The sequence below is a fragment of the Actinoplanes sp. NPDC049681 genome, assembly GCF_044465265.1.
Lineage (GTDB): Bacteria > Actinomycetota > Actinomycetes > Mycobacteriales > Micromonosporaceae > Actinoplanes.
In genome coordinates this window covers 406,814-426,323 of record NZ_JBITLP010000006.1, presented here as the reverse complement: position 1 = coordinate 426,323, position 19,510 = coordinate 406,814, and the positions used below count along the sequence as shown (strand labels likewise).

20 protein-coding genes are annotated in these 19,510 nt (G+C 72.8%); 14 read left to right on the top strand and 6 right to left on the bottom strand.

Annotated elements, in window-relative coordinates; genetic code table 11:
- Positions 1-8 precede the first annotated feature (8 nt).
- Positions 9-914 carry a ribokinase gene (locus tag ACIBO8_RS23875; protein ID WP_396117475.1) on the top strand — a complete coding sequence of 302 codons (906 nt, stop codon included), beginning with the start codon at positions 9-11 and terminating at the stop codon, positions 912-914.
- Here the strand turns inward: ACIBO8_RS23875 and ACIBO8_RS23870 are convergent.
- Both ACIBO8_RS23870 and ACIBO8_RS23865 read right to left on the bottom strand, forming a co-directional pair.
- Entirely contained in the window at positions 905-1,261 is a 357-nt protein-coding gene (locus tag ACIBO8_RS23870; RefSeq protein WP_396117474.1) for a hypothetical protein, read from the bottom strand. The two genes, ACIBO8_RS23875 and ACIBO8_RS23870, sit on opposite strands and share 10 nt — an antisense overlap.
- Positions 1,258-1,722 carry a DUF6232 family protein gene (locus ACIBO8_RS23865; RefSeq protein WP_396117473.1) on the bottom strand — a complete coding sequence of 155 codons (465 nt, stop codon included), beginning with the start codon at positions 1,720-1,722 and terminating at the stop codon, positions 1,258-1,260. The genes ACIBO8_RS23870 and ACIBO8_RS23865 overlap by 4 nt, the downstream gene beginning before the upstream one ends.
- 91 nt (positions 1,723-1,813) lie before the next feature.
- On the opposite strand from ACIBO8_RS23865, the gene ACIBO8_RS23860 reads away from it, so the two are divergent.
- Genes ACIBO8_RS23860 through ACIBO8_RS23845 form a run of 4 tightly spaced genes read left to right on the top strand, consistent with a single transcriptional unit; the run spans position 1,814 to position 6,534 of the window.
- Positions 1,814-2,587, top strand: a complete 774-nt coding sequence (locus ACIBO8_RS23860) for an enoyl-CoA hydratase/isomerase family protein (protein WP_396117472.1) — start codon at positions 1,814-1,816, stop codon at positions 2,585-2,587.
- Positions 2,588-2,637: 50 nt separating this feature from the next.
- On the top strand, positions 2,638-3,180 hold the full coding sequence (locus ACIBO8_RS23855) for a hypothetical protein (protein ID WP_396117471.1): 543 nt from the start codon (positions 2,638-2,640) through the stop codon (positions 3,178-3,180).
- A gap of 51 nt (positions 3,181-3,231) precedes the next feature.
- Positions 3,232-4,869, top strand: coding sequence for an Hsp70 family protein (locus ACIBO8_RS23850; protein ID WP_396117470.1), 1,638 nt, complete (start codon positions 3,232-3,234; stop codon positions 4,867-4,869).
- 42 nt (positions 4,870-4,911) lie between these two features.
- The gene (locus ACIBO8_RS23845; protein WP_396117469.1) at positions 4,912-6,534 is read left to right on the top strand and encodes an acetolactate synthase; all 1,623 of its coding nucleotides are present in this window, start codon (positions 4,912-4,914) and stop codon (positions 6,532-6,534) included.
- Here ACIBO8_RS23845 and ACIBO8_RS23840 read toward each other — a convergent pair.
- The 3 genes from ACIBO8_RS23840 to ACIBO8_RS23830 are packed head-to-tail and all read right to left on the bottom strand — an operon-like array spanning position 6,531 to position 7,548.
- Positions 6,531-6,872: a PLD nuclease N-terminal domain-containing protein gene (locus tag ACIBO8_RS23840; RefSeq protein ID WP_396117468.1), complete on the bottom strand. Its 342-nt coding sequence runs from the start codon at positions 6,870-6,872 to the stop codon at positions 6,531-6,533. The genes ACIBO8_RS23845 and ACIBO8_RS23840 overlap by 4 nt on opposite strands.
- Positions 6,873-6,910: 38 nt before the next feature.
- Positions 6,911-7,216 (bottom strand): DUF202 domain-containing protein, encoded by a 306-nt coding sequence (locus tag ACIBO8_RS23835; protein ID WP_396117467.1) that lies wholly within the window; start codon positions 7,214-7,216, stop codon positions 6,911-6,913.
- The gene (locus ACIBO8_RS23830; RefSeq protein WP_396117747.1) at positions 7,207-7,548 is read right to left on the bottom strand and encodes a YidH family protein; all 342 of its coding nucleotides are present in this window, start codon (positions 7,546-7,548) and stop codon (positions 7,207-7,209) included. Before ACIBO8_RS23830 ends, ACIBO8_RS23835 begins: the two co-directional genes overlap by 10 nt.
- 294 nt (positions 7,549-7,842) lie before the next feature.
- Here ACIBO8_RS23830 and ACIBO8_RS23825 point away from each other — a divergent pair, with 294 nt between their 5' ends.
- The 6 genes from ACIBO8_RS23825 to ACIBO8_RS23800 all read left to right on the top strand — a co-directional run bounded on the left by ACIBO8_RS23825 (position 7,843) and on the right by ACIBO8_RS23800 (position 13,631).
- Positions 7,843-8,622 (top strand): electron transfer flavoprotein subunit beta/FixA family protein, encoded by a 780-nt coding sequence (locus tag ACIBO8_RS23825; RefSeq protein ID WP_396117466.1) that lies wholly within the window; start codon positions 7,843-7,845, stop codon positions 8,620-8,622.
- Positions 8,623-8,636: 14 nt separating this feature from the next.
- Positions 8,637-9,587, top strand: coding sequence for an electron transfer flavoprotein subunit alpha/FixB family protein (locus ACIBO8_RS23820; protein WP_396117465.1), 951 nt, complete (start codon positions 8,637-8,639; stop codon positions 9,585-9,587).
- A 125-nt stretch (positions 9,588-9,712) separates the two neighbouring features.
- Positions 9,713-10,894, top strand: coding sequence for a cysteine desulfurase family protein (locus ACIBO8_RS23815; protein ID WP_396117464.1), 1,182 nt, complete (start codon positions 9,713-9,715; stop codon positions 10,892-10,894).
- Positions 10,895-10,964: 70 nt separating this feature from the next.
- The gene (gene mnmA / locus ACIBO8_RS23810; protein ID WP_396117463.1) at positions 10,965-12,191 is read left to right on the top strand and encodes a tRNA 2-thiouridine(34) synthase MnmA; all 1,227 of its coding nucleotides are present in this window, start codon (positions 10,965-10,967) and stop codon (positions 12,189-12,191) included.
- Entirely contained in the window at positions 12,184-13,182 is a 999-nt protein-coding gene (locus ACIBO8_RS23805; RefSeq protein WP_396117462.1) for a methionine synthase, read from the top strand. The genes mnmA and ACIBO8_RS23805 overlap by 8 nt, the downstream gene beginning before the upstream one ends.
- Before the next feature lie 95 nt (positions 13,183-13,277).
- The gene (locus tag ACIBO8_RS23800; RefSeq protein WP_396117461.1) at positions 13,278-13,631 is read left to right on the top strand and encodes a VOC family protein; all 354 of its coding nucleotides are present in this window, start codon (positions 13,278-13,280) and stop codon (positions 13,629-13,631) included.
- 317 nt (positions 13,632-13,948) lie between these two features.
- Here the strand turns inward: ACIBO8_RS23800 and ACIBO8_RS23795 are convergent, their stop codons facing one another.
- On the bottom strand, positions 13,949-14,425 hold the full coding sequence (locus ACIBO8_RS23795; RefSeq protein WP_396117460.1) for a type II toxin-antitoxin system PemK/MazF family toxin: 477 nt from the start codon (positions 14,423-14,425) through the stop codon (positions 13,949-13,951).
- A 199-nt stretch (positions 14,426-14,624) separates the two neighbouring features.
- Here ACIBO8_RS23795 and ligA point away from each other — a divergent pair, with 199 nt between their 5' ends.
- The 3 genes from ligA (at position 14,625) to gatC (ending at position 19,507) form a co-directional block, all read left to right on the top strand.
- The gene (gene ligA, locus ACIBO8_RS23790; RefSeq protein ID WP_396117459.1) at positions 14,625-16,832 is read left to right on the top strand and encodes an NAD-dependent DNA ligase LigA; all 2,208 of its coding nucleotides are present in this window, start codon (positions 14,625-14,627) and stop codon (positions 16,830-16,832) included.
- A gap of 172 nt (positions 16,833-17,004) precedes the next feature.
- Positions 17,005-19,053 (top strand): putative bifunctional diguanylate cyclase/phosphodiesterase, encoded by a 2,049-nt coding sequence (locus tag ACIBO8_RS23785; RefSeq protein ID WP_396117458.1) that lies wholly within the window; start codon positions 17,005-17,007, stop codon positions 19,051-19,053.
- A gap of 154 nt (positions 19,054-19,207) precedes the next feature.
- Positions 19,208-19,507, top strand: coding sequence for an Asp-tRNA(Asn)/Glu-tRNA(Gln) amidotransferase subunit GatC (gene gatC, locus ACIBO8_RS23780; protein WP_396117457.1), 300 nt, complete (start codon positions 19,208-19,210; stop codon positions 19,505-19,507).
- Positions 19,508-19,510: the final 3 nt, after the last annotated feature.

Genomic DNA, 19,510 nt, shown 5'->3' with positions numbered 1-19,510 from the left:
AGCACCGCATGGCCGAGTCGTCGCCGCGAATCGTCGTCGCGGGCAGCGCCAACATGGATCTCGTCGGTCTGGCCGAGCGGCTGCCCCGCCCGGGCGAGACGGTGCTCGGCGACGACTTCGTGATGACCCCGGGCGGCAAGGGTGCCAACCAGGCCATCGCCGCGGCCCGCGCGGGCGGCGCCTGCACGATGCTCGGCGCGATCGGCTCCGACGCGTTCGGCGTCACGATCAAGGCCCGGCTCAACGCCTCCGGAGTGGACACCGAGAATCTCCGGACCAGCTACGGCTCGTCCGGTGTGGCGGTCATCATGGTCGACCGCGCGGGCGAGAATTCCATCCTGGTGAGCCCCGGCGCCAACAACACCTTCGCCGGCCTGAGCGCCGCCGAGACCGCGGTCATCGCGGACAGCGACGTGCTGCTCTGCCAGCAGGAGATTCCGGCCGACACCGTCCTCGCCGCGGCGCGGGCCGCGCGGGCCGGCGGCACCAAGGTGATCCTCAACGCGGCCCCGGCCCGTGCCCTGGCGCAAGACCTGCTCGAGGTCGTCGACCTGCTCGTCGTCAACGAGGGCGAGGCGACGGCGATCACCGGCACTCCGGAACCGGACGTGCCCGCCCTGCTCGCCCTCGTGCCGCGGGTCGTGCTCACGCTCGGTGGCAACGGCTCCTGGTACGCCGACCGCGACGGCACCGACGAACGCATCCCGGCGTTCCCCGTGGAAGTGGCCGACAGCACCGCGGCCGGCGACGCCTTCACCGGCGCGCTGGCGGTGGCCTGGGGCGAGGGGCGTGACCTGGTGGCCGCGGTGCGCTGGGCCAACGCCGCCGGCGCCGCGTGCGTACGCCAGGTGGGGGCGTCGAACTCCCTGCCGGCCCGCGCCGACATCGACGCGCTCTACGCCCGCTACGCCTGACGCGCCACCCGCAGGCCCCACAGCACGAGGGGAACCTGGAGCGGCAGGCGGCCGTACGCGACCGCCCGCCGGGCCGGTGAGGCGTGCCGCCAGTCGACGGCCATCCGGACGTTCGCGGGGAACACGGCGGCGAAGAGTCCGGCAGCGGCGAGCCCGCCGAGCCGCCGGCTGCGGGGATGCGCTACCGCCGCGGCGACGGCCAGCTCCGCGGCGCCGCTGAGATACGTCCATGTGCGCGGGCCGCCGGGCAGGGACCGCGGCACGATGCCGTCGAAGGGGCGGGGATGCACGAAGTGCAGGACGCCGGAGGTGGCGAGCAGGCCCGCCAGGGCGCGGGCCGACTTCACCGGGCCACGGCGCTGTGGTCGAGGGCTCGCTGCAACGCCCGATAGATCTGACCGAAGCGCTGCGCGTCCTCGGTGCGGACGAGCAGTGTGCGGTTGCCGCGCACGTCGGCCCAGATCTCCAGCCGGCGGCTGCCGCGGTCGTACGAACGGTCGACGAACTCGAGCAGCACGTCGGCCAGCGGCGCGGCGGCCAGGCCGACCAGGATGCTGCCGCCGACCAGGGCGATCGTGGTGGCGACGGACCCGTCGATGACCAGGGCGACGACCACGCCCAGCGCGCCGACGACGAGGGGGGTCACCATGGCGAGGCCGAGGGCGCCGCGCCCCGCGACCGCCTTCCACTGCCGTCGCCCACGCTCGTGCCAGACCCGGGCGAAATCGCCCAACCGGTAGTCGCGGGCGCCGATCCGCACCCCGGCCGACGTGACCTGAACGTCCCGGTCCCGGTAGTAGGTGACCATGATCCCTCCCTCCGCGCGTGCAATGGTACTTACCCAGCGCCGCAGGCCTTACGCTGTCGGCACTTGAACGATCGATCAGGAGGCAGTCCGCGTGAGCGAGTTCGTGAAGCTGGAGATCGGCGACGGCGTCGGCACGATCCGGCTCCGGCGACCCCCGATGAACGCCCTCAACACCCAGGTGCAGGAGGAGCTGCGGGCGGCCGCGCAGGAGGCGGCCGCGTCGGACGAGGTCCGGGCCGTGATCGTTTACGGCGGGGAGAAGGTGTTCGCCGCCGGCGCCGACATCACCGAGTTCACGACCACGACGTTCCAGGAGATGACCGTACGAGCGGCCGCCCTCTCCAGCGCGTTCGACTCGGTGGCGCGCATCCCCAAGCCGGTCGTGGCGGCGATCACGGGATACGCCCTGGGCGGCGGCTGCGAGCTCGCCCTGGCCTGCGACTGGCGCGTGGTGGCCGACGACGCGAAGCTCGGCCAGCCGGAGATCAAGCTCGGCATCATCCCCGGCGCCGGCGGCACCCAGCGGCTGGCACGGCTCATCGGCCCGGCCAAGGCCAAGGATCTGGTCTTCTCCGGCCGGATGGTGGACGCCGAGGAGGCGCTGCGGATCGGACTGGCCGACCGGGTCGTGCCCGCCGCCGACGTGTACGCCGCCGCGGTGGAGCTCGTCCAGCCGTACGTCAACGGCCCCGCACTGGCCCTGCGCGCCGCCAAGCAGGCGATCGACGGCGGCCTGAGCATGGATCTCGCCTCCGGTCTCGCGCTGGAGAGCCACCTCTTCGCCGGCCTGTTCGCCACCGACGACCGGATCGAGGGCACCAAGGCCTTCGTGGAGAAGCGCAAGCCCGGATTCACCGGACGCTGAGCGCGCGGGGATCTCGCGGATATCGATCTGTTGCCATAAAGTTCCCCTCTGTGACCATGCCGGGGCTGCGGGGGACGTCGGTGCGCCGCACCGTGATCGTCGCGGTGGCCCTCGTGACCGGGCAGGCGCTGCTCTGCGCGGTCATCGGGGTCGTCACCTTCGGCGATCACGGCCGGGCGGCGTCCCCGGTTCCGCGGGCCGCCGAGCCGGTCGCCGGCCCGCCGATCGTCGTGCCGGCGCCCACCATGCCGGAGCCCCGCGGGTCGTCCCGGGCGCCGCGCAGGCACGGCAAGGCGTACGCCTCGAGCAGCGCCCGTCCGGTGCGGCCCAGCTCGCCGGGGCCGCGGCGCTCGCGTGCTGCCGCGACGACGGCGCCCGCCGCCGCGCTTCCCGGGCGGCCGACCGCGAAGACGTCGTCCGAGCCGCCGTCGCCCATCTCGATGTTGCCGCCCCTGCCGCCCGACGAGACCGACGCGGCCCCGGTGGTGGGCGAGCCCTGCGACGACAAGGGTGCGATCGGCATCACCCGTGGCGGCCGCGTCGTACGGTGCGACCCGGACCGCAACGGCGACCTGCGGTGGCAGCGTGTCTGATCCCCGTCCGCGCTGATCAACTCCGCCGGCCGAGCGCCTACACTGGCGCCCATGTCCATCGACCAGGGTCGGCACTCGCTCGGCGTCGACTTCGGCACCTCGAACACCGTCGCGGTCGCCCGGTGGCCCGACGGCCGGGCCCGGCCGATCCTCGTCGACGGTTCCCCGCTGCTGCCCTCGGCGGTGTACGCCGAACCCGGCGGCCTGCTCGTCGTCGGCCGCGACGCCGTGCACAGCGCCCGCCGGGACCCGGCCCGCTTCGAGCCCAACCCGAAGCGCCGGATCGACGACGGCCTCGTCCTGCTCGGCGACCAGGAGCTGCCGGTGGTCGACCTCGTCGCCGCCGTCCTGGTCCGGGTGGCCGAGGAGTGGCACCGCGCGGTCGGCCCCGTACGCCCCGACGTGACCCTGACCTGCCCCGCCACCTGGGGCGCCACGCGCCGCGGCCTGCTCGCCGAGGCCGCCGCCCGGGCCGGGCTGGAGGGTGCGCGCCTGGTCGCCGAGCCGGTCGCCGCCGCCACGTACTTCGCCGAGGTGCTGGGCCGGGACGTACCCATCGGCTCGGTCGTCGTCGTGCACGACTTCGGCGCCGGCACCTTCGACGCCAGCGTGGTCGCGCGTACGGCCGAGGGTTTCGAGGTCCTGGCCGTGGACGGCCGTGACGACATCGGCGGGCTGGACGTCGACGCCGCCCTGGTGGAGCACCTGGGTGCGATCTGCGCGAAGCAGGACCCGGCGGCCTGGAAGCGGCTCACCGAGCCGGCGACGCTGGAGGACCGCCGCGCCCAGCGGCAGCTGTGGGACGACGCCCGGATCGCCAAGGAGCGGCTCTCGCGCACCCAGTCGGCGGACGTGATGGTGCCGCTGCTCGACCTCGAGCTGCACGTCACCCGCGAGGAGCTGGAGGAGCTCGCCCGCCCGGTGCTCGACCAGACCGTGCAGGTGACCCGCGACCTGCTGCGCTGGGCGGAGCTGCCCGAGGGACGGCTGGCCGGCGTGTTCCTGGTCGGCGGCGCGAGCCGGATCCCGCTGGTCGCGACCCTGCTGCACCGGGCCCTGGGCGAGGCCCCGGTGGTGATCGAGCAGCCGGAGCTGGTGGTCGCCGAGGGCAGCATCCTGGCCGACGCCGCGCTGCTGGCGTCCGAGCCCGCGGCTCCCGGGCCGACGGCCGAGATGCGCCTGGTCTCGCGCGCCGGCGGCCCGCCGGCGGCCCCGGTCTCGATCGACGACATGGAGACGGTACGCACACCGCGGAGCGAGCTGACCGGCGCCATCCCGCCGGCCGTGGACCCGTGGCCCGACGCGGAACACCACTGGGTGCAGGATCCGGACGCGACGGTCGCCGCCGTGCATCCGGTGTCACCGCCCGTCCAGCCGGTGTCGCCGGCACGCCCGGTGTCTCCCGCCCGGGGTGTGTCGTCGCGGCCGGTGTCGCCGCCGCCGGCCCTGAAGAAGCGGCCGTCCCGCACCGCGGAGTGGCAGGCGCCCCCGCCCACCGCCCCGGCGGCACGTCGCCCGCCGCGGCGCACCGGCCGGGCACTGCGGGCGGTGCAGGTCTTGCTGAGCGTGATCCTGCTCATCAGCGCGCCGGTCGCCGCGCTGCTGCTGGCGTACAGCGCGAGCGCCGGGGTGCCGATCCAGTCGAGCGCGCGCGAGATGATCCAGGATCTCCGGCACCTGCTGGAGTGAGTCCGGTTCACGTTCGCCGGACCGGCCGGTAGCGTGCTCGGCATGGCTGAGACGATCGAGGGACACGGCGGGGATCTCGCACTGGCGGCGCTGCGGGCGTACGGGGTCAAGGAGATGTTCACCCTCTCCGGCGGGCACGTCTTCCCCATCTACGACGCCGCGCACAAGGCCGGCTTCCCGATCTACGACGTGCGCCACGAGCAGTCCGCCGTCTTCGCCGCGGAGGCGGTCGCCAAGCTGCAGCGCCGCCCCGGCCTCGCCGTGCTCACGGCCGGCCCCGGTGTCACCAACGGCATCTCCGGCCTGACCAGCGCCTTCTTCAACGCCTCACCGGTGCTGGTGATGGGCGGGAGGGCGCCGGCCTTCCGCTGGGGCTCCGGCAGCCTGCAGGAGATCGACCACATCCCGCTGGTCGCACCCGTCACCAAGTACGCCGCCACGGTCGCCGGCACCGACGCGGTGCCGGCCGAGGTGGGCAGGGCCCTCACCGCCGCGCTCACCGCGCACCGCGGCCCGGCGTTCCTGGACCTGCCGCTCGAGGTGCTCTTCTCCACCGCGGACGTCGAGGCGCCCGCGAGCCCGGCCGTTCCGGTCATCGAGCCCGACCCCGACGAGGTGGCCCGCGCCGCCGCCCTGCTCGCCGAGGCCGAACGGCCCGTGATCATCGCCGGCTCGGACGTCTGGGGCGGCGCCGCCATCGACGAGCTGCGCGCCGCCGCCGAGGCGCTGCAGATCCCCGTCTTCGCCAACGGCATGGGCCGCGGCGCGCTGCCGCCCGGCCACCCGCTCGCCTTCGCCAAGGCGCGCCGCCCCGCGCTCGGCGAGGCCGACGTCGTCGCGGTCATCGGCACCCCGCTGGACTTCCGGCTCAACTTCGGCGAGTTCGACCCGGCGCAGGTGGTGCACATCGTCGACGCGCCCGGTCAGCGGGCCACCCACGTGCAGGCCGCCGTGTCGCCCGCCGGCGATCTGCGGACGATCCTCGCCGCCATCGCGAACCACCAGGGCAAGCGCACCGACCACAGCGAATGGGTGAGCGGTCTGCGGTCCGCCGAGGACGCCGGCAAGGCCCGCGACGCCGAGGCCATGGCCGCCGACAGCGACCCGATCCGGCCCGCCCGCGTGTACGGCGAACTGCGCAAGGTCCTCGCCCCCGACGCCGTCACGATCGGCGACGGCGGCGACTTCGTCTCGTACGCGGGCCGCTACCTCGAGCCCGCCCGCCCCGGTACCTGGCTCGACCCGGGCCCGTACGGCTGCCTCGGCACCGGCATGGGCTATGCGATGGGTGCCAGGGTGACCTACCCCGACCGGCAGATCTGCGTCCTCATGGGCGACGGCGCGGCGGGATTCTCCCTGATGGACGCCGAGTCGCTGGTCCGGCAGAACCTGCCCGTCGTCATCGTCGTCGGCAACAACGGCATCTGGGGCCTGGAGAAGCACCCGATGCAGGCCATGTACGGCTACGACGTCGCCGCCGACCTGCAGCCCGGCCTGCGCTACGACGACGTGGTCAAGGCGCTGGGCGGTGCCGGCGAGACCGTCGAGAAGCCCGCCGACCTCGGCCCGGCCCTCGCGCGCGCGTTCGACTCCGGAGTGCCCTACCTGGTCAACGTGCTCACCGACCCGGCGGACGCCTACCCCCGGTCCTCGAACCTGGCTTAGTTGTCGTCGTTCTTCTCCAGCTCGCGCTCCCACTGGGCGAGCAGCTCGCGGTCGCGGCGGGACTGCTCGGTGTTCATCGAGCGGAGGAACTCGGGATCGTCGTCGGGGGAGGCCGGGCGCGGGCCGGTCCGGCGGATCGGGGTGCCCTCCCGGGGAGGCGGTAGCGGACGGCCCCAGACGAAGTACGCGGCAGGGCCCAGCAGGGGGACGGCGAGGATCACCAGGACCCACAGCGCGCGTGGCATGTTGCGTACCCGATCGGCGGACAGCGAGCCGATGAGCGCGAGCACCAGGAGTACGAGCTGCACCGCAGCCAGGAAGACGAACAACCGGACCATGTGGCAATGATGACGCGCCGCATCCCGAACGGCGACGATCAGAGCGTGACAAGCACCGTACCCAGAACGGCGAACCCGGCGGTGATCACCGCATATGCGGTCACCGTGCGGCGGCCGGGGCGCGGAGGCCAGGCGATCAGCCCGTGCGCCCGCCGGTAGGCGAGACCGATCAGGGCGGCCCAGCCGGCCATCGCGAGTCCCGCGCCCAGGATCACCGCGAGTGGGGCGCCGGGCGCGAAGGCGGGCCGCGCGGTCAGCAGGGCGACGGCGGTCGCCGACAATCCGGTACGCCGCCAGGCCAGCCGGGTGCGCTCCGCGGAGGCGCCGGGGTCGCTCACTGCCATGCCTTGATCAGCACCGCCACGACCAGGAGGACGGCCCCGACCGCCACGGTCAGTGCCAGGACGGCGGGGAAGCGGGAGCGCGGCAGGTCGGTGCCCAGGCGCATGGCTCTTTCGGTACGTGCCCAGTGGTCCACCGCCCGCACCGCGACCACGCCGCCGAGCAGGAGCAGCGCCACCGAGATGACCTCCCGCAGATGATCGATCGGCAGCGGGGGCAGGAACTGTGCGCACGCCAGGCCGCCCGCGATCAGGGCGAGTGCGGTTCTGATCCAGGCGAGGAAGGTGCGCTCGTTGGCCAGCGAGAACCGGTAGTCGGGCTTCTCTCCGGCCATCGGGGTCTTCTGGGGGTTGAACCACTGGGTGAGCACGGACCGATTATCGACCGTGGCGGTGGACAAGGACGGCTCCCCGGGCTCGACGAGCGCCCGCCGTGGGGCAGGATGGGGGTCAAGCGGGCTTGATCAGCACCGCGAAGAGTGTGTTGGCCGGACATGTCGCGACACCGGTGGTGAGGTGAGTCACTCACAGTGGCGGGGGACGCCTAAGCTACCGGTGGGTAACATTCGAGGGTAAACGCGAACCGGCTGCAGGCGTGCGTCCATAAACAGGAGGGTCGTCGAAGCGCGATGAACATCGTCGTACTGGTCAAGCAGGTGCCCGACTCCGGTGCCGAGCGCACCCTGAGCGCGAGCGACAACACGGTCGAGCGCGGCTCGGCGAACAACGTCATCAACGAGATGGACGAGTACGCCATCGAGGAGGCGCTGAAGATCAAGGAGGCGCACGGTGGCGAGGTGACCGTCCTGACGATGGGCCCCGAGCGCGCCACCGAGTCGATCCGCAAGGCCCTGTCGATGGGCCCGGACAAGGCGGTCCACGTGCAGGACGACGCCCTGCACGGTTCGTGCGCCGTCGCCACCTCCAAGGTCCTCGCCGCCGCCCTCGGCACGCTGAACGCGGACCTCATCCTCTGCGGTGCCGAGTCGACCGACGGCCGGGTCCAGGTCATGCCGCACATGCTGGCCGAGCGCCTCGGCATCGCGGCCCTCACCGGCGCCCGCAAGCTCACCGTCGACGGCTCGCAGCTGACCGCCGAGCGCCAGACGGACGAGGGCTACGAGGTCGTCACCGCGGCCACCCCGGCCGTCGTCAGCGTCTGGGACACCATCAACGAGCCGCGCTACCCCTCCTTCAAGGGCATCATGGCGGCCAAGAAGAAGCCGGTGCAGAGCCTGTCGCTCGCCGACCTGGGCGTACCGGCCGACGAGGTCGGCTTCGCCGGCGCCACCTCGACCGTGGTCGAGTTCGCCAAGCGCCCGCCGCGCAGCGCCGGCACCAAGGTCACCGACGAGGGCAACGGCGGCGTACAGCTCGTCGAGTTCCTCGCCACCGAGAAGTTCGTCTGAGAAGGGGCCCCACCATGGCTGAAGTACTGGTCGTCGTCGAGGCCTCGCAGGCTGCCGGCGTCAAGAAGGTCACGCTCGAGATGCTGACGATCGCCCGCACGCTGGGCGACGTGTCCGCGGTCGTCTTCGGCGACGCGGGCGAGCTCACCGCCAAGCTGGCCGAGTTCGGCGCGGCGAAGATCTACGTCGCCGCCGGTGAGGACGTCGAGAACTACCTCGTAGCGCCGAAGGCCACCGCGGTCGCCGAGCTGGTCAAGCGGGTGCAGCCCGCGGCCGTCCTGCTCGCCGCCACCCAGGAGGGCAAGGAGATCGCCGGCCGCCTCGCGGTCAAGCTGGACAACGGCCTGCTCACCGACGCGGTGGAGGTGGCCGCCGACGGCACCGCCACGCAGGTCGTCTTCGCCGGCTCCGCGATCGTCAAGTCCAAGGTCACCCGCGGGCTGCCGATCGTCACCATCCGCCCCAACTCGCTGACCCCGGCCCCGGCCCCGGCGACCCCGCAGATCGAGCAGCTGACGGTCACCGCGACCGAGGCGGACAAGCTGACCAAGGTCGTGGAGCGCGTCACCGAGCAGAAGGGCTCCCGCCCCGAGCTCACCGAGGCCTCCATCGTCGTCTCCGGCGGTCGCGGCGTCGGCAACGCCGACAACTTCAAGCTGGTCGAGGAGATGGCCGACCTGCTCGGCGGCGCGGTCGGCGCGTCCCGCGCGGCCGTCGACTCCGGCTACTACCCGCACCAGTTCCAGGTCGGCCAGACCGGCAAGACGGTCTCCCCGCAGCTGTACGTCGCCCTGGGCATCTCCGGCGCGATCCAGCACCGGGCCGGCATGCAGACCTCGAAGACGATCGTCGCGGTCAACAAGGACCCCGAGGCCCCGATCTTCGAGCTGGCCGACTTCGGCGTGGTCGGCGACCTCTTCAAGATCGTGCCGCAGGCCGACGAGGAGATCCGCAAGCGCAAGTGATCCCTGCTCGGATCCTCGACGAACGGCCCGGCGCGCTTGCGCCGGGCCGTTCGTCGTACCGGCGGACGGCCACCTTTGCCGGGCGCGGCGTATGGGTTGACGGCTCAAGGCATAAGCTTCATGCGATGGCCTACCTGGATCACGCGGCGACCACGCCGATGCTCGCCGAGGCGCTCGACGCGTACGTCGCAGCGGCCCGGCAGCTCGGCAACCCGTCGTCCCTGCACGCTGCCGGCCGCAGTGCCCGCCGGCTGGTCGAGGAGTCCCGTGAGCGGATCGCCGCGGTGCTCGGGGCGCGCCCGTCCGAGGTGATCTTCACCAGCGGTGGGACCGAGAGCGACAACCTGGCCACGAAGGGCGTCTACTGGGCGCGCCGCACCGCGGACCCGCGACGGAACCGGGTCGTCGCCTCGGCGGTCGAGCATCACGCCGTCATGGACTCCGTCGACTGGCTCGGCACCCACGAGGATGCGATCGTCGGCTGGCTGCCGGTCGACGAGGCCGGCCGGGTCGACCCGGCAACGCTCGCCGCGGCCATCGACACCCACGGCGACGAGATCACGGTCGTCAGCGTCCAATGGGCCAACAACGAGGTCGGCACCGTCCAGCCGGTCACCGAGCTGGCGGCGCTCGCCGCGGCCGCCGGCATCCCCTTCCACACCGACGCCGTGCAGGCCGTCGGCCAGATCCCCGTCGACTTCGCGGCGAGCGGGGTGGCGGCGATGACCGTCAGCGGCCACAAGCTCGGCGGCCCGGTCGGCGTGGGCGCGCTGCTGCTGGGACGCGACGTGGCCGCCACACCGCTGCTGCACGGCGGCGGCCAGGAACGCGACGTACGCTCCGGCACCCTGGACACCCCGGGAGTGGTGGCCTTCGCCGTAGCGGTCGAGGCGGCGGTCAAGAACCAGCAGGAGTACGCGGCCCGCGTCGCAACCCTGCGCGACGACCTGGTGGCGCGCGTGCGTCTGGCCGTACCCGATGCGGTTTACAACGGTGACCCGGCCGACCGGCTGCCGGGAAACGCGCATTTCTCCTTTCCCGGGTGCGAGGGTGACGCGTTGCTCCTGCTGCTCGACGCCCAGGGCATCTCGTGCTCGACCGGGTCGGCTTGCTCGGCGGGAGTCGCCCAGCCCTCGCACGTCCTGCTGGCGATGGGCGCCGACGACGACCGGGCGCGGTCGTCGCTGCGCTTCACGCTGGGGCACACGTCGACGGAGAAGGACGTGGACGAGCTGCTGGCCTCCCTGCCGGGCGCGGTCGAACGGGCCCGCCGGGCGACCGCGTGGAAGACGCCGCGTTCGGCGTAGATCTCCCCTCCCGTCGCCCGGGCCCCCGGCCGGTCGGGAATTGTCGGTGGCGGCGGATAGGCTTGCGGGCGTGCGAGTGCTTGCAGCAATGTCCGGCGGTGTCGACTCCGCCGTCGCTGCCGCGCGCGCCCGGGATGCCGGCCATGACGTGACCGGCGTGCACCTGGCGCTGTCGCGGAATCCCCAGACCTTCCGGACCGGGGCGAGGGGCTGCTGCACCCTTGAGGACTCCCGCGACGCGCGCCGCGCCGCCGACGTCATCGGAATCCCGTTCTACGTGTGGGACATGGCCGAGCAGTTCCACGAGGACGTCGTGGACGACTTCGTCGCCGAATACGCGGCCGGCCGCACGCCGAACCCCTGCCTTCGCTGCAACGAGAAGATCAAGTTCGCGGCGGTCCTGGACCGGGCGATCGCCCTCGGCTTCGACGCCGTGGTCACCGGCCACCACGCCCGCCTCGGCCCCGACGGCCTCCTGCGGCGCAGCGTCGACCTGGCCAAGGACCAGTCGTACGTGCTGGCCGTGCTGACCCGCGCCCAGCTCGACCGGGCGATCTTCCCCCTGGGCGACTCGACGAAGGCCCAGGTGCGCGAGGAGGCGGCCGCCCGCGGTCTCGCCGTCGCGGACAAGCCCGACTCGCACGACATCTGCTTCATCGCCGACGGTGACACCCGCGGCTTCCTCGCCGACCGCCTCGGCGAGACCCCCGGCGACATCGTCGACAGCCGCACCGGCGCGGTGCTGGGTCGGCACGCGGGCGCTTATGGGTACACGGTGGGTCAGCGCAAGGGTCTCGACCTGCGTGTGCCGGCCCCCGACGGCCGTCCCCGCTATGTCCTGTCCATCACACCGAAGACCAACACGGTCACCGTGGGGCCCCGGGAGGACCTGGCCGTGGATACGGTCACGGCCGAGCGTCCCATCTGGCACATCGAGGAGACCTCGGTCGAGTGCGACGTGCAGTTGCGCGCGCACGGCGAGGTGGTGGAGGCGGAGGTGACGGTGGGCGCCGACGGGCTGACCGCCCGCCTCCGCACGCCGGCGCGGGGCGTTGCCGCTGGTCAGGCGATCGTTGCGTACCGCCGGGATCCGGGCGGCGACATCGTGCTGGGCTCCGCAACGATCAGCGCGGGCCTGCGGGACGGCTCGGCTGCCGACTCCGGTCCGGCTGCCGCTTCCGGGCCTGCCGACGCCTCGGGGCCGGCCGTTGTCTCCGTCTCGCCGTCGGCGGCCGCTGCCGGCTCGGGGGCGGCGGGGGCTGCTGGCGTCGTTTCCGGGGCGGGGCATGGTGGCTGATTTTCCGTGGCCCGCCGGGGCCGCCACCGGCATCGGCTCGCTGCCCGGCACGGACGTCGCCGAGGCGCAGCGGCTGATCCTGGGCGAGTTGCCGGAGCTGCCGCACCTGCCGGAACTGCCCGAGCGGGGCCCCGGTGCCGACATGATCGGGCGGGGTGCGGGATTTCTCGTCGAGCTTCCCGTGCAGCTCTACGCCGGCAGATGGCAGATGGCGCCTCGCCCCGGGCGGGACCTGCGGCGGACCGCGGACCTGCTGGAGCGCGACCTCGACCAGCTGACCGCGCAGGGTGACCGCTACACCGGGCCGGTCAAGGTGCAGGCGCCCGGGCCGTGGACGCTGGCCGCCAACCTCGACCTGCCCATCGGTGGCCGGATGCTGCGCGACCCCGGCGCCGTGCGTGATGTCACCGACTCGCTCGCCGAGGGGCTGCGCCGTCACGTCGCCGATGTGCGGAAGCGGCTGCCGGGCGCCAGTGTGCTGCTGCAGCTCGACGAGCCTTCGCTGCCGGCGGTTCTCGCCGGACAGGTGCCGACCGAGAGCGGGCTGAGCGCCTACCGGGCCGTCGACGGCCCGGACGCGGCGACCGGGCTGCGGACCGTGGTCGAGGCCGTCGGGGTGCCGGTGATCGTGCACAGCTGTGCTCCGGGCGTACCGTTGCAGGTTCTCCGGGATGCACGGGCCGCCGCCGTCTCGCTGGACCTGGCGTTCCTCAAGGATCTCGACCCGCTGGGCGAAGCGATCGAGGCCGGGCTCGGCCTCTTCGCCGGCGCGGTGCCGACGCGGCCGCCGTCCGGGGGTGGCGCGCTGACGTCGGCCCAGGTGGCGGAGCGGGTACGCGGACTGTGGAGCAAGCTCGGATTCCCGGCGGCGAGACTCCCGGAACAGGTGGTGGTGACCCCGGCATGCGGACTCGCCGGTGCCGCTCCGGCATACGTACGCGCAGTGCTGAAAGCCTGCCGCGACGCCGGCCGACGGCTCGCCGAGGTCTGATCCGAAGTGGATCGGCGGCCCGGAGCGTCCGTCGGCGGGCGGAAAGTCTGATCGTTCGGGGCTTTTCCGTCGGACCCGGCAGGCATCATGCAGTCATGATTGGACGTCTCGACACCGTCGTCATCGACTGCCCCGATCCTCGAGCCCTGGCCGGCTTCTACACCCAGTTGCTCGGCATGCACGTCATCCACGAGGACGACGACTGGGTGACGATCCGCACCGACTCGGACGCACCCAGCCTCGCCTTCCAGAAGGCCCCCGACCTGCTCCCTCCGCAGTGGCCCGGCCACGACCGTCCCCAGCAGTTCCACCTCGACGTCCGGGTGGACGACATCGAGAAGGCGGAGCAGCGAGCCCTCGCAGCGGGCGCCAAGCGATTGGACGGCGGCGGCGAGAAGTTCCGGGTGTACGCGGATCCGGTCGGCCACCCGTTCTGCCTGGTCTGGTGAACCGATGAGGCGCTGACCGTTCCTTCGGCGCGCATCCTCTCGGACGGCGGCTTCCGCTCACCGGCCGCCTGCTCTCGGCGGCCGGTCGCTTTCAGCCGGCCGCCAGCCCCGAGCGGCTGCTCGTCGTCGCCGGCCGCCTGCCCTGAGCGGCTGCTCGTCGTCGCCGGCCGCCTGCTCTGAGTCGGCTGCCTGCGGTGGGCGGCCGATCACCTCGCCGGCCGGGTCTCCCAGCGCGCTTGGCTCAGCGCGTACCTCCTCTTAGCGGCGGCCGGCGCGGACCACCTCTCCACGGCCATGTCCTTTCAGCGGCCGTCCTCTCAGCGCGCGCCGCGTCGGCGGGTTGCGTCGCCTCGGGCTCGCCGGGGCCGGCTCGTCGCCAGCCGCGTGAGGTCCGCCCGCGAAAGCCCCCGCCACGCCGCGACCTGCCGCCGGGTGGACAACGCCGCCCGGCCCGCCCGGCGCCGGAATGCCGTGGGGCCGACCAGGATCGGTTCGCCCAGATTCAGGTACGAGTCGTGCTCGGCCCGCGCGTCCCACGAGCGGGTCGGGATGCGGACGTGGTCGCGGCGGTGACCCTTGTCCTGGCTCGTGATCTTCAGCACCACGATGCCGTTGCGGTGGTTCAGGAGCACCAGGCAAGGCCGGAGTTTGGCTCCCTGGCCGCGGGCGAACGGCACGTCGGCCCACCAGATGTCGCCCCGCGACGGCCGGGTGCCTCGTGAGCGCCTCCGCGCCAGCCCGGCCGCTGCTCCGGCCGCCAGCGCCACGAGCAGCCACCACCGCCAGTCAGCCATCGGCAGACCGTACCCGTGGACTTCCAGCGTGCGCGACCGGGAGCGGGTGGATGAGGGGCTGAGCAAGGCCGGCGAAGGCGGCGGGTTGCGAGCCGGAGCGGTGCGGCAGACGCTCGAAGAACCGCCGTCTGCGGGTCGGCGAGTTTTGTCGTAGGGGCCGACTAACGTGCCTCCTGAAACACGAACACGGAGGTCACCGGTGCCCGAGAAGCAGAGTCCAGTTGCCGAGTCGCCCGCCGAGGTCGCGGCGGCCGAGGAGCTCGTCGCCGGGCAACCCACCGCCGCGCAGGTTGCTGCCGCCGGTGCCGAGCCGACGCCGGAGGCCAGTTCGCGCCATGCCGAGCTGAGTGACGAGGTGCGCGGCCACCAATATCGCTACTACGTGCTCGACTCGCCGACGATCTCGGACGCCGAGTTCGACAAGCTGCTTCGCGAGCTGGAGGCGCTGGAGGAGGAGTTTCCGGCGCTGCGCACTCCGGATTCGCCGACCCAGAACGTCGGCGGCACGTTCTCCACCCAGTTCACGCCGGTCGAGCACGCCGAGCGGATGATGTCGCTCGACAACGTCTTCGACGATGCCGAGCTCGGCGCGTGGGCCGAGCGGACGGTTCGCGACGCCGGCGGGCCGGTCCAGTTCATCTGCGAGCTCAAGGTCGACGGCCTGGCGATCAACCTCACGTACGAGAAGGGCCGGCTCGTCCGCGGTGCGACGCGGGGCGACGGGCGCACCGGTGAGGACGTCACGCCGAACGTCCGCACCATCCGTGAGATCCCCGAGCGGCTCGCCGGCGACAACCCGCCCGACCTGCTTGAGGTGCGCGGGGAGATCTACTTTCCCGCCTCCGCGTTCGCCGACCTCAACGCGACCCTGGTGGAGCAGGGCAAGGCGCCGTTCGCCAACCCGCGCAACGCCGCCGCCGGCAGCCTGCGGCAGAAGGATCCCCGGATCACCGCCACCCGCGGGCTGCGCATGGTCGTGCACGGGATCGGGGCGCGCGAGGGGTTCACGCCGCAGTCGCAGTCGCATGCGTACGAAGCCTTGAAGGCGTGGGGACTGCCGACCAGCGAGCGGTGGAAGCTCGTCGACGACATGGCGGGCGTGCGCGAGTACATCGCCTACTACGCCGAGCACCGCCACGACGTCGAGCACGAGATCGACGGTGTGGTCATCAAGGTGGACTCCGTGGCGATCCAGGGGCGGCTCGGCTCCACCAGCCGGGCGCCGCGCTGGGCCATCGCGTACAAATATCCCCCCGAGGAGGTCACCACCAAGCTGCTCGACATCGACGTCAATGTCGGGCGGACCGGGCGGGTCACGCCGTTCGCGGTGCTGGAGCCGGTGCGTGTCGCGGGTTCGACCGTGGCGCTGGCGACGCTGCACAACGCGCGGGAGGTGGAGCGCAAGGGCGTGTGGATCGGGGACACCGTCGTGCTGCGCAAGGCCGGCGACGTCATCCCCGAGGTGCTCGGCCCGGTGATGGACCTGCGGCCCGACGACGCCCGGCAGTTCGTGATGCCGACCGAGTGCCCCGCGTGCGGCACCAAGCTGGCTCCCGCCAAGGAGAGCGACGTCGACATCCGCTGCCCGAACACGCGCTCGTGCCCGGCCCAGCTGCGGGAGCGGGTGTTCCACCTGGCCGGGCGGGGCGCGTTCGACATCGAGGTGCTCGGCTACAAGGCGGCGCAGGCGCTGCTCGAGTCGCAGATCATCAGCGACGAGGGCGACCTGTTCGGGATCACCGCCGAGGATCTGCAGCGGGCACCGTTCTTCGTCAACAAGGACGGCACCCTCGGCAGCAACGCGACCAAGCTGCTCGAGAACCTCGAGGAGGTGAAGCACCGGCCGCTGTGGCGGGTGCTCGTCGCCCTCTCGATCCGCCACGTCGGCCCGACCGCCGCCCAGGCGCTGGCGCGGCATTTCGGCACGATGGACGCCATCGAGACGGCGGTGACCGAGGGACAGGTCGAGGAGCTGTCCGCCGTGGAGGGCGTCGGCCCGACGATCGCCGAGAGCCTCCGGGAGTGGTTCGCCGTCGACTGGCACCGCGACATCGTCACGAAGTGGCGCGAGGCCGGGGTGCAGATGGCGGACGAGCGCAAGGACGAGGGGCCGCGGCCGCTGGAAGGGCTGACCGTCGTGGTGACCGGGACCCTCGCGTCGTACTCGCGCGACGCGGCGACCGAGGCGGTGACGTCGCGGGGCGGCAAGGTCAGCGGTTCGGTGTCCAAGAAGACGGCGTTCGTGGTGGTGGGGGACAACCCCGGCAGCAAGTACGACAAGGCGTTGCAGCTGAAGGTGCCGGTGTTGGACGAGGACGGGTTCGGGGTGCTGCTGGCCGAGGGCCCGGACGCGGCCCGGGCGGTGGCGGAGATGGCCGAGGAGCCCGGCAAGGACAAGCCCGAATAGCCGGCCGGGGAAGGTCGTGAAGGGAATGGGAGCTCCAACGGGTGAATCCGAGGGAGATGCCGCTTCTGAGACTTATGCCAATTTGATAACGGCAAGTCTGTTTAGCGTAGTTCTGTCGATATGGATCTAGGGTGAGGAGGACTCGGTCGGTCGACGCCATCATGGAGGTCGCATGGGTGCCGCACAGCAGCGCAGCTCCATGCCGGGGGTCCGCCGGGCCGTAGTGGCCCGCCGGGGTGCCGTCGCCGCCGTCGGTGGGGCCGTGGTGGTCGACGCCACACTGTGGGCACTCTTTCCCGACACCTTCGCCGTGCTGCCGACCGCCTTCTGGGTGATGGCGGCCCTGGCGCTCGCCGTCGACGCCCGCCCGTACGTGGTCGCGAACCGGCGGGCCAGCTCGATCATCCTGCCGTCGATCTGCTTCACCTTCGGCGTCGCGCTGGCGTGGGGCCTCGTGCCCGCGCTGGCGGTGCAGCTGGCCGCCATGGCGGTCGCCGGCGTACGGATGCGTCAGTCGTCCCGGCGGGCCCTGCACCTCGCCGTCCAGCACGCGGTCGCGCTCGCCGGGGCCGCACTCGTCGCCGGACTGGCCGGGCTGCGCCTCGACACCGAGCCGGACTGGGACGATGCGCTGGTCACGGTGGCCGCCGCGGCCGCCTGGATCGGCTGCCGGTACGGGCTCGACGCGCTCGCCGCCCGGGTCCTCCGCGGCGACCGGAAGCCGCGGCAGGTGCAGCGGTGGGGGCTCGAACTGTTCGCCACGGCCGCGCTTCTGCTGCTCGGGCCCGTCGTGCTGGCGGCCGCGCAGGTAGGGCTCGCGCTCGTACCGTTGGTCCTGCTGGCTCTGCACGCCGTGCACCGCATGGTGCGGTCGGCGGGCGAGTACGAGCGGGCCGCACGCGTCGACGCGCTCACCGGGCTGCCGAACCGGCGCGCGCTCCAGGCGTCGGTCGCCGAACGGGACGCCGGGCCGGGTGCGCATCGGCCCGAGCGGCGGCTCGCGCTGCTGCTCCTGGATCTCGACCGTTTCCGTACGGTCAATGACGCGCTCGGGCACGCCCACGGTGACCGGCTGCTCGTCCAGGTGGCGCAGCGGCTGGCTGCGGTCGTACCCCCGCATGATCTTGTGGTGCGGCTCGGGGGTGACGAATTCGCGGTGCTGGCGACCCGGGTCGACGGGCCGGGATCGGCCCGCCGGATCGCCGCGCACCTGGCCGACGCGCTCGATTCACCGTTCGCGCTCGACGGCCTGACGATCGACGTGAGCGCGTCCATCGGCATCGCCGTGCAGTCGGAACGCGGCGGTGACGGCGCCTCGCTGCTGCGGCAGGCCGAGGCCGCGATGTACGACGCGAAGCAGCGCGGCGCCCAGGTGGCCGTCTACACGCGCGATGCCGAGCACCACACGCCCGACCTCACGCTCCTCGCCGACCTGCGGCACGCGCTGCGGCAGGAGCCGGCCCAGGGCCTGATGCTCTACTACCAGCCGCAGATCGCCATCGCGACGGGCGAGGTGGTGGGCGTCGAGGCGCTGCTGCGGTGGCGGCATCCCGAGCGCGGCATCGTCGGTCCCGAGGAGCTGCTGCGCGTGGTCGAGCCGACGCCGGTCATGCGCCTGCTCACCAGCCGGGTGCTGCGCGAGGTGATCGCCCGGCTCGCCGCCTGGCGGGACGGCGGCCGCGCCGTCCGGGCCTCCGTCAACGTCAGCGTGCGAGACCTGCATGCGACGGACATCGCCGAGGAGATCCAAGACCTCCTTCTCCGGTACGCCGTGCCGGCCGACCTCCTCCAGCTGGAGATCACCGAGAGCGCGCTGATGGCGGACCCGCACCGGGTCCTCGACACGATCACCCGGCTGGACCGGATCGGGGTGGCGATCTCGCTGGACGACTTCGGCACCGGCTACTCCTCACTCCAACACCTCCGGCGGCTGCCGCTGTCCGAGGTGAAGATCGACAGATCGTTCGTGCTGGGCATGGCCGCCCACGCGGGCGACGCCGCGATCGTCCGCTCGGTGATCGCGCTGGCCGGCTCGCTCGGGCTCCGCGTAGTGGCCGAGGGCGTCGAGGACGAGCGCACGTGGCGCCTCCTCTCGGCCGACGGCTGCCACGCCGCCCAGGGCTGGTTCCATGCCCGCCCGATGCCGGCGGAGGACTTCGACGAGTGGCTCGCGCGGTATCGTCCGCTGCGTCCCGGGCGAGAGCCCCTCGCGACCACCTGAGAACCGTGGCACGAGCGGCGAGACCTCGGCCGGTTTTCCACAGACCACACCCTCGCCGCGCGTTATCCACAGACCGGGGTGCCGCCCGACAAACCGCTCGCGGGGGCAAATAGACTTCTCCGGTCAGCATCACCGACGGAAACCAGGGGGCACGATGGCCGCCATCTCCCGCGAAGAGGTCGCGCATCTCGCGCGCCTGTCGCGGCTCGCCGTGACCGAGGAGGAGCTGGACAAGTTCGCCGGCCAGCTCGACGTCATCCTCCAGTCGGTCGCCCGGATCGGTGACGTCGCCGCCGAGGACATCCCGCCCACCTCGCACTCCGTGCCGCTGACGAACGTCTACCGCGACGATGTCGTGACGCCCGGACTCACCCAGGACGCGGCTCTGTCCGGCGCGCCCGACGCCGCCGAGGGCCGGTTCCGCGTGCCCCGCATCCTGGACGAGGAGGAATGAGCC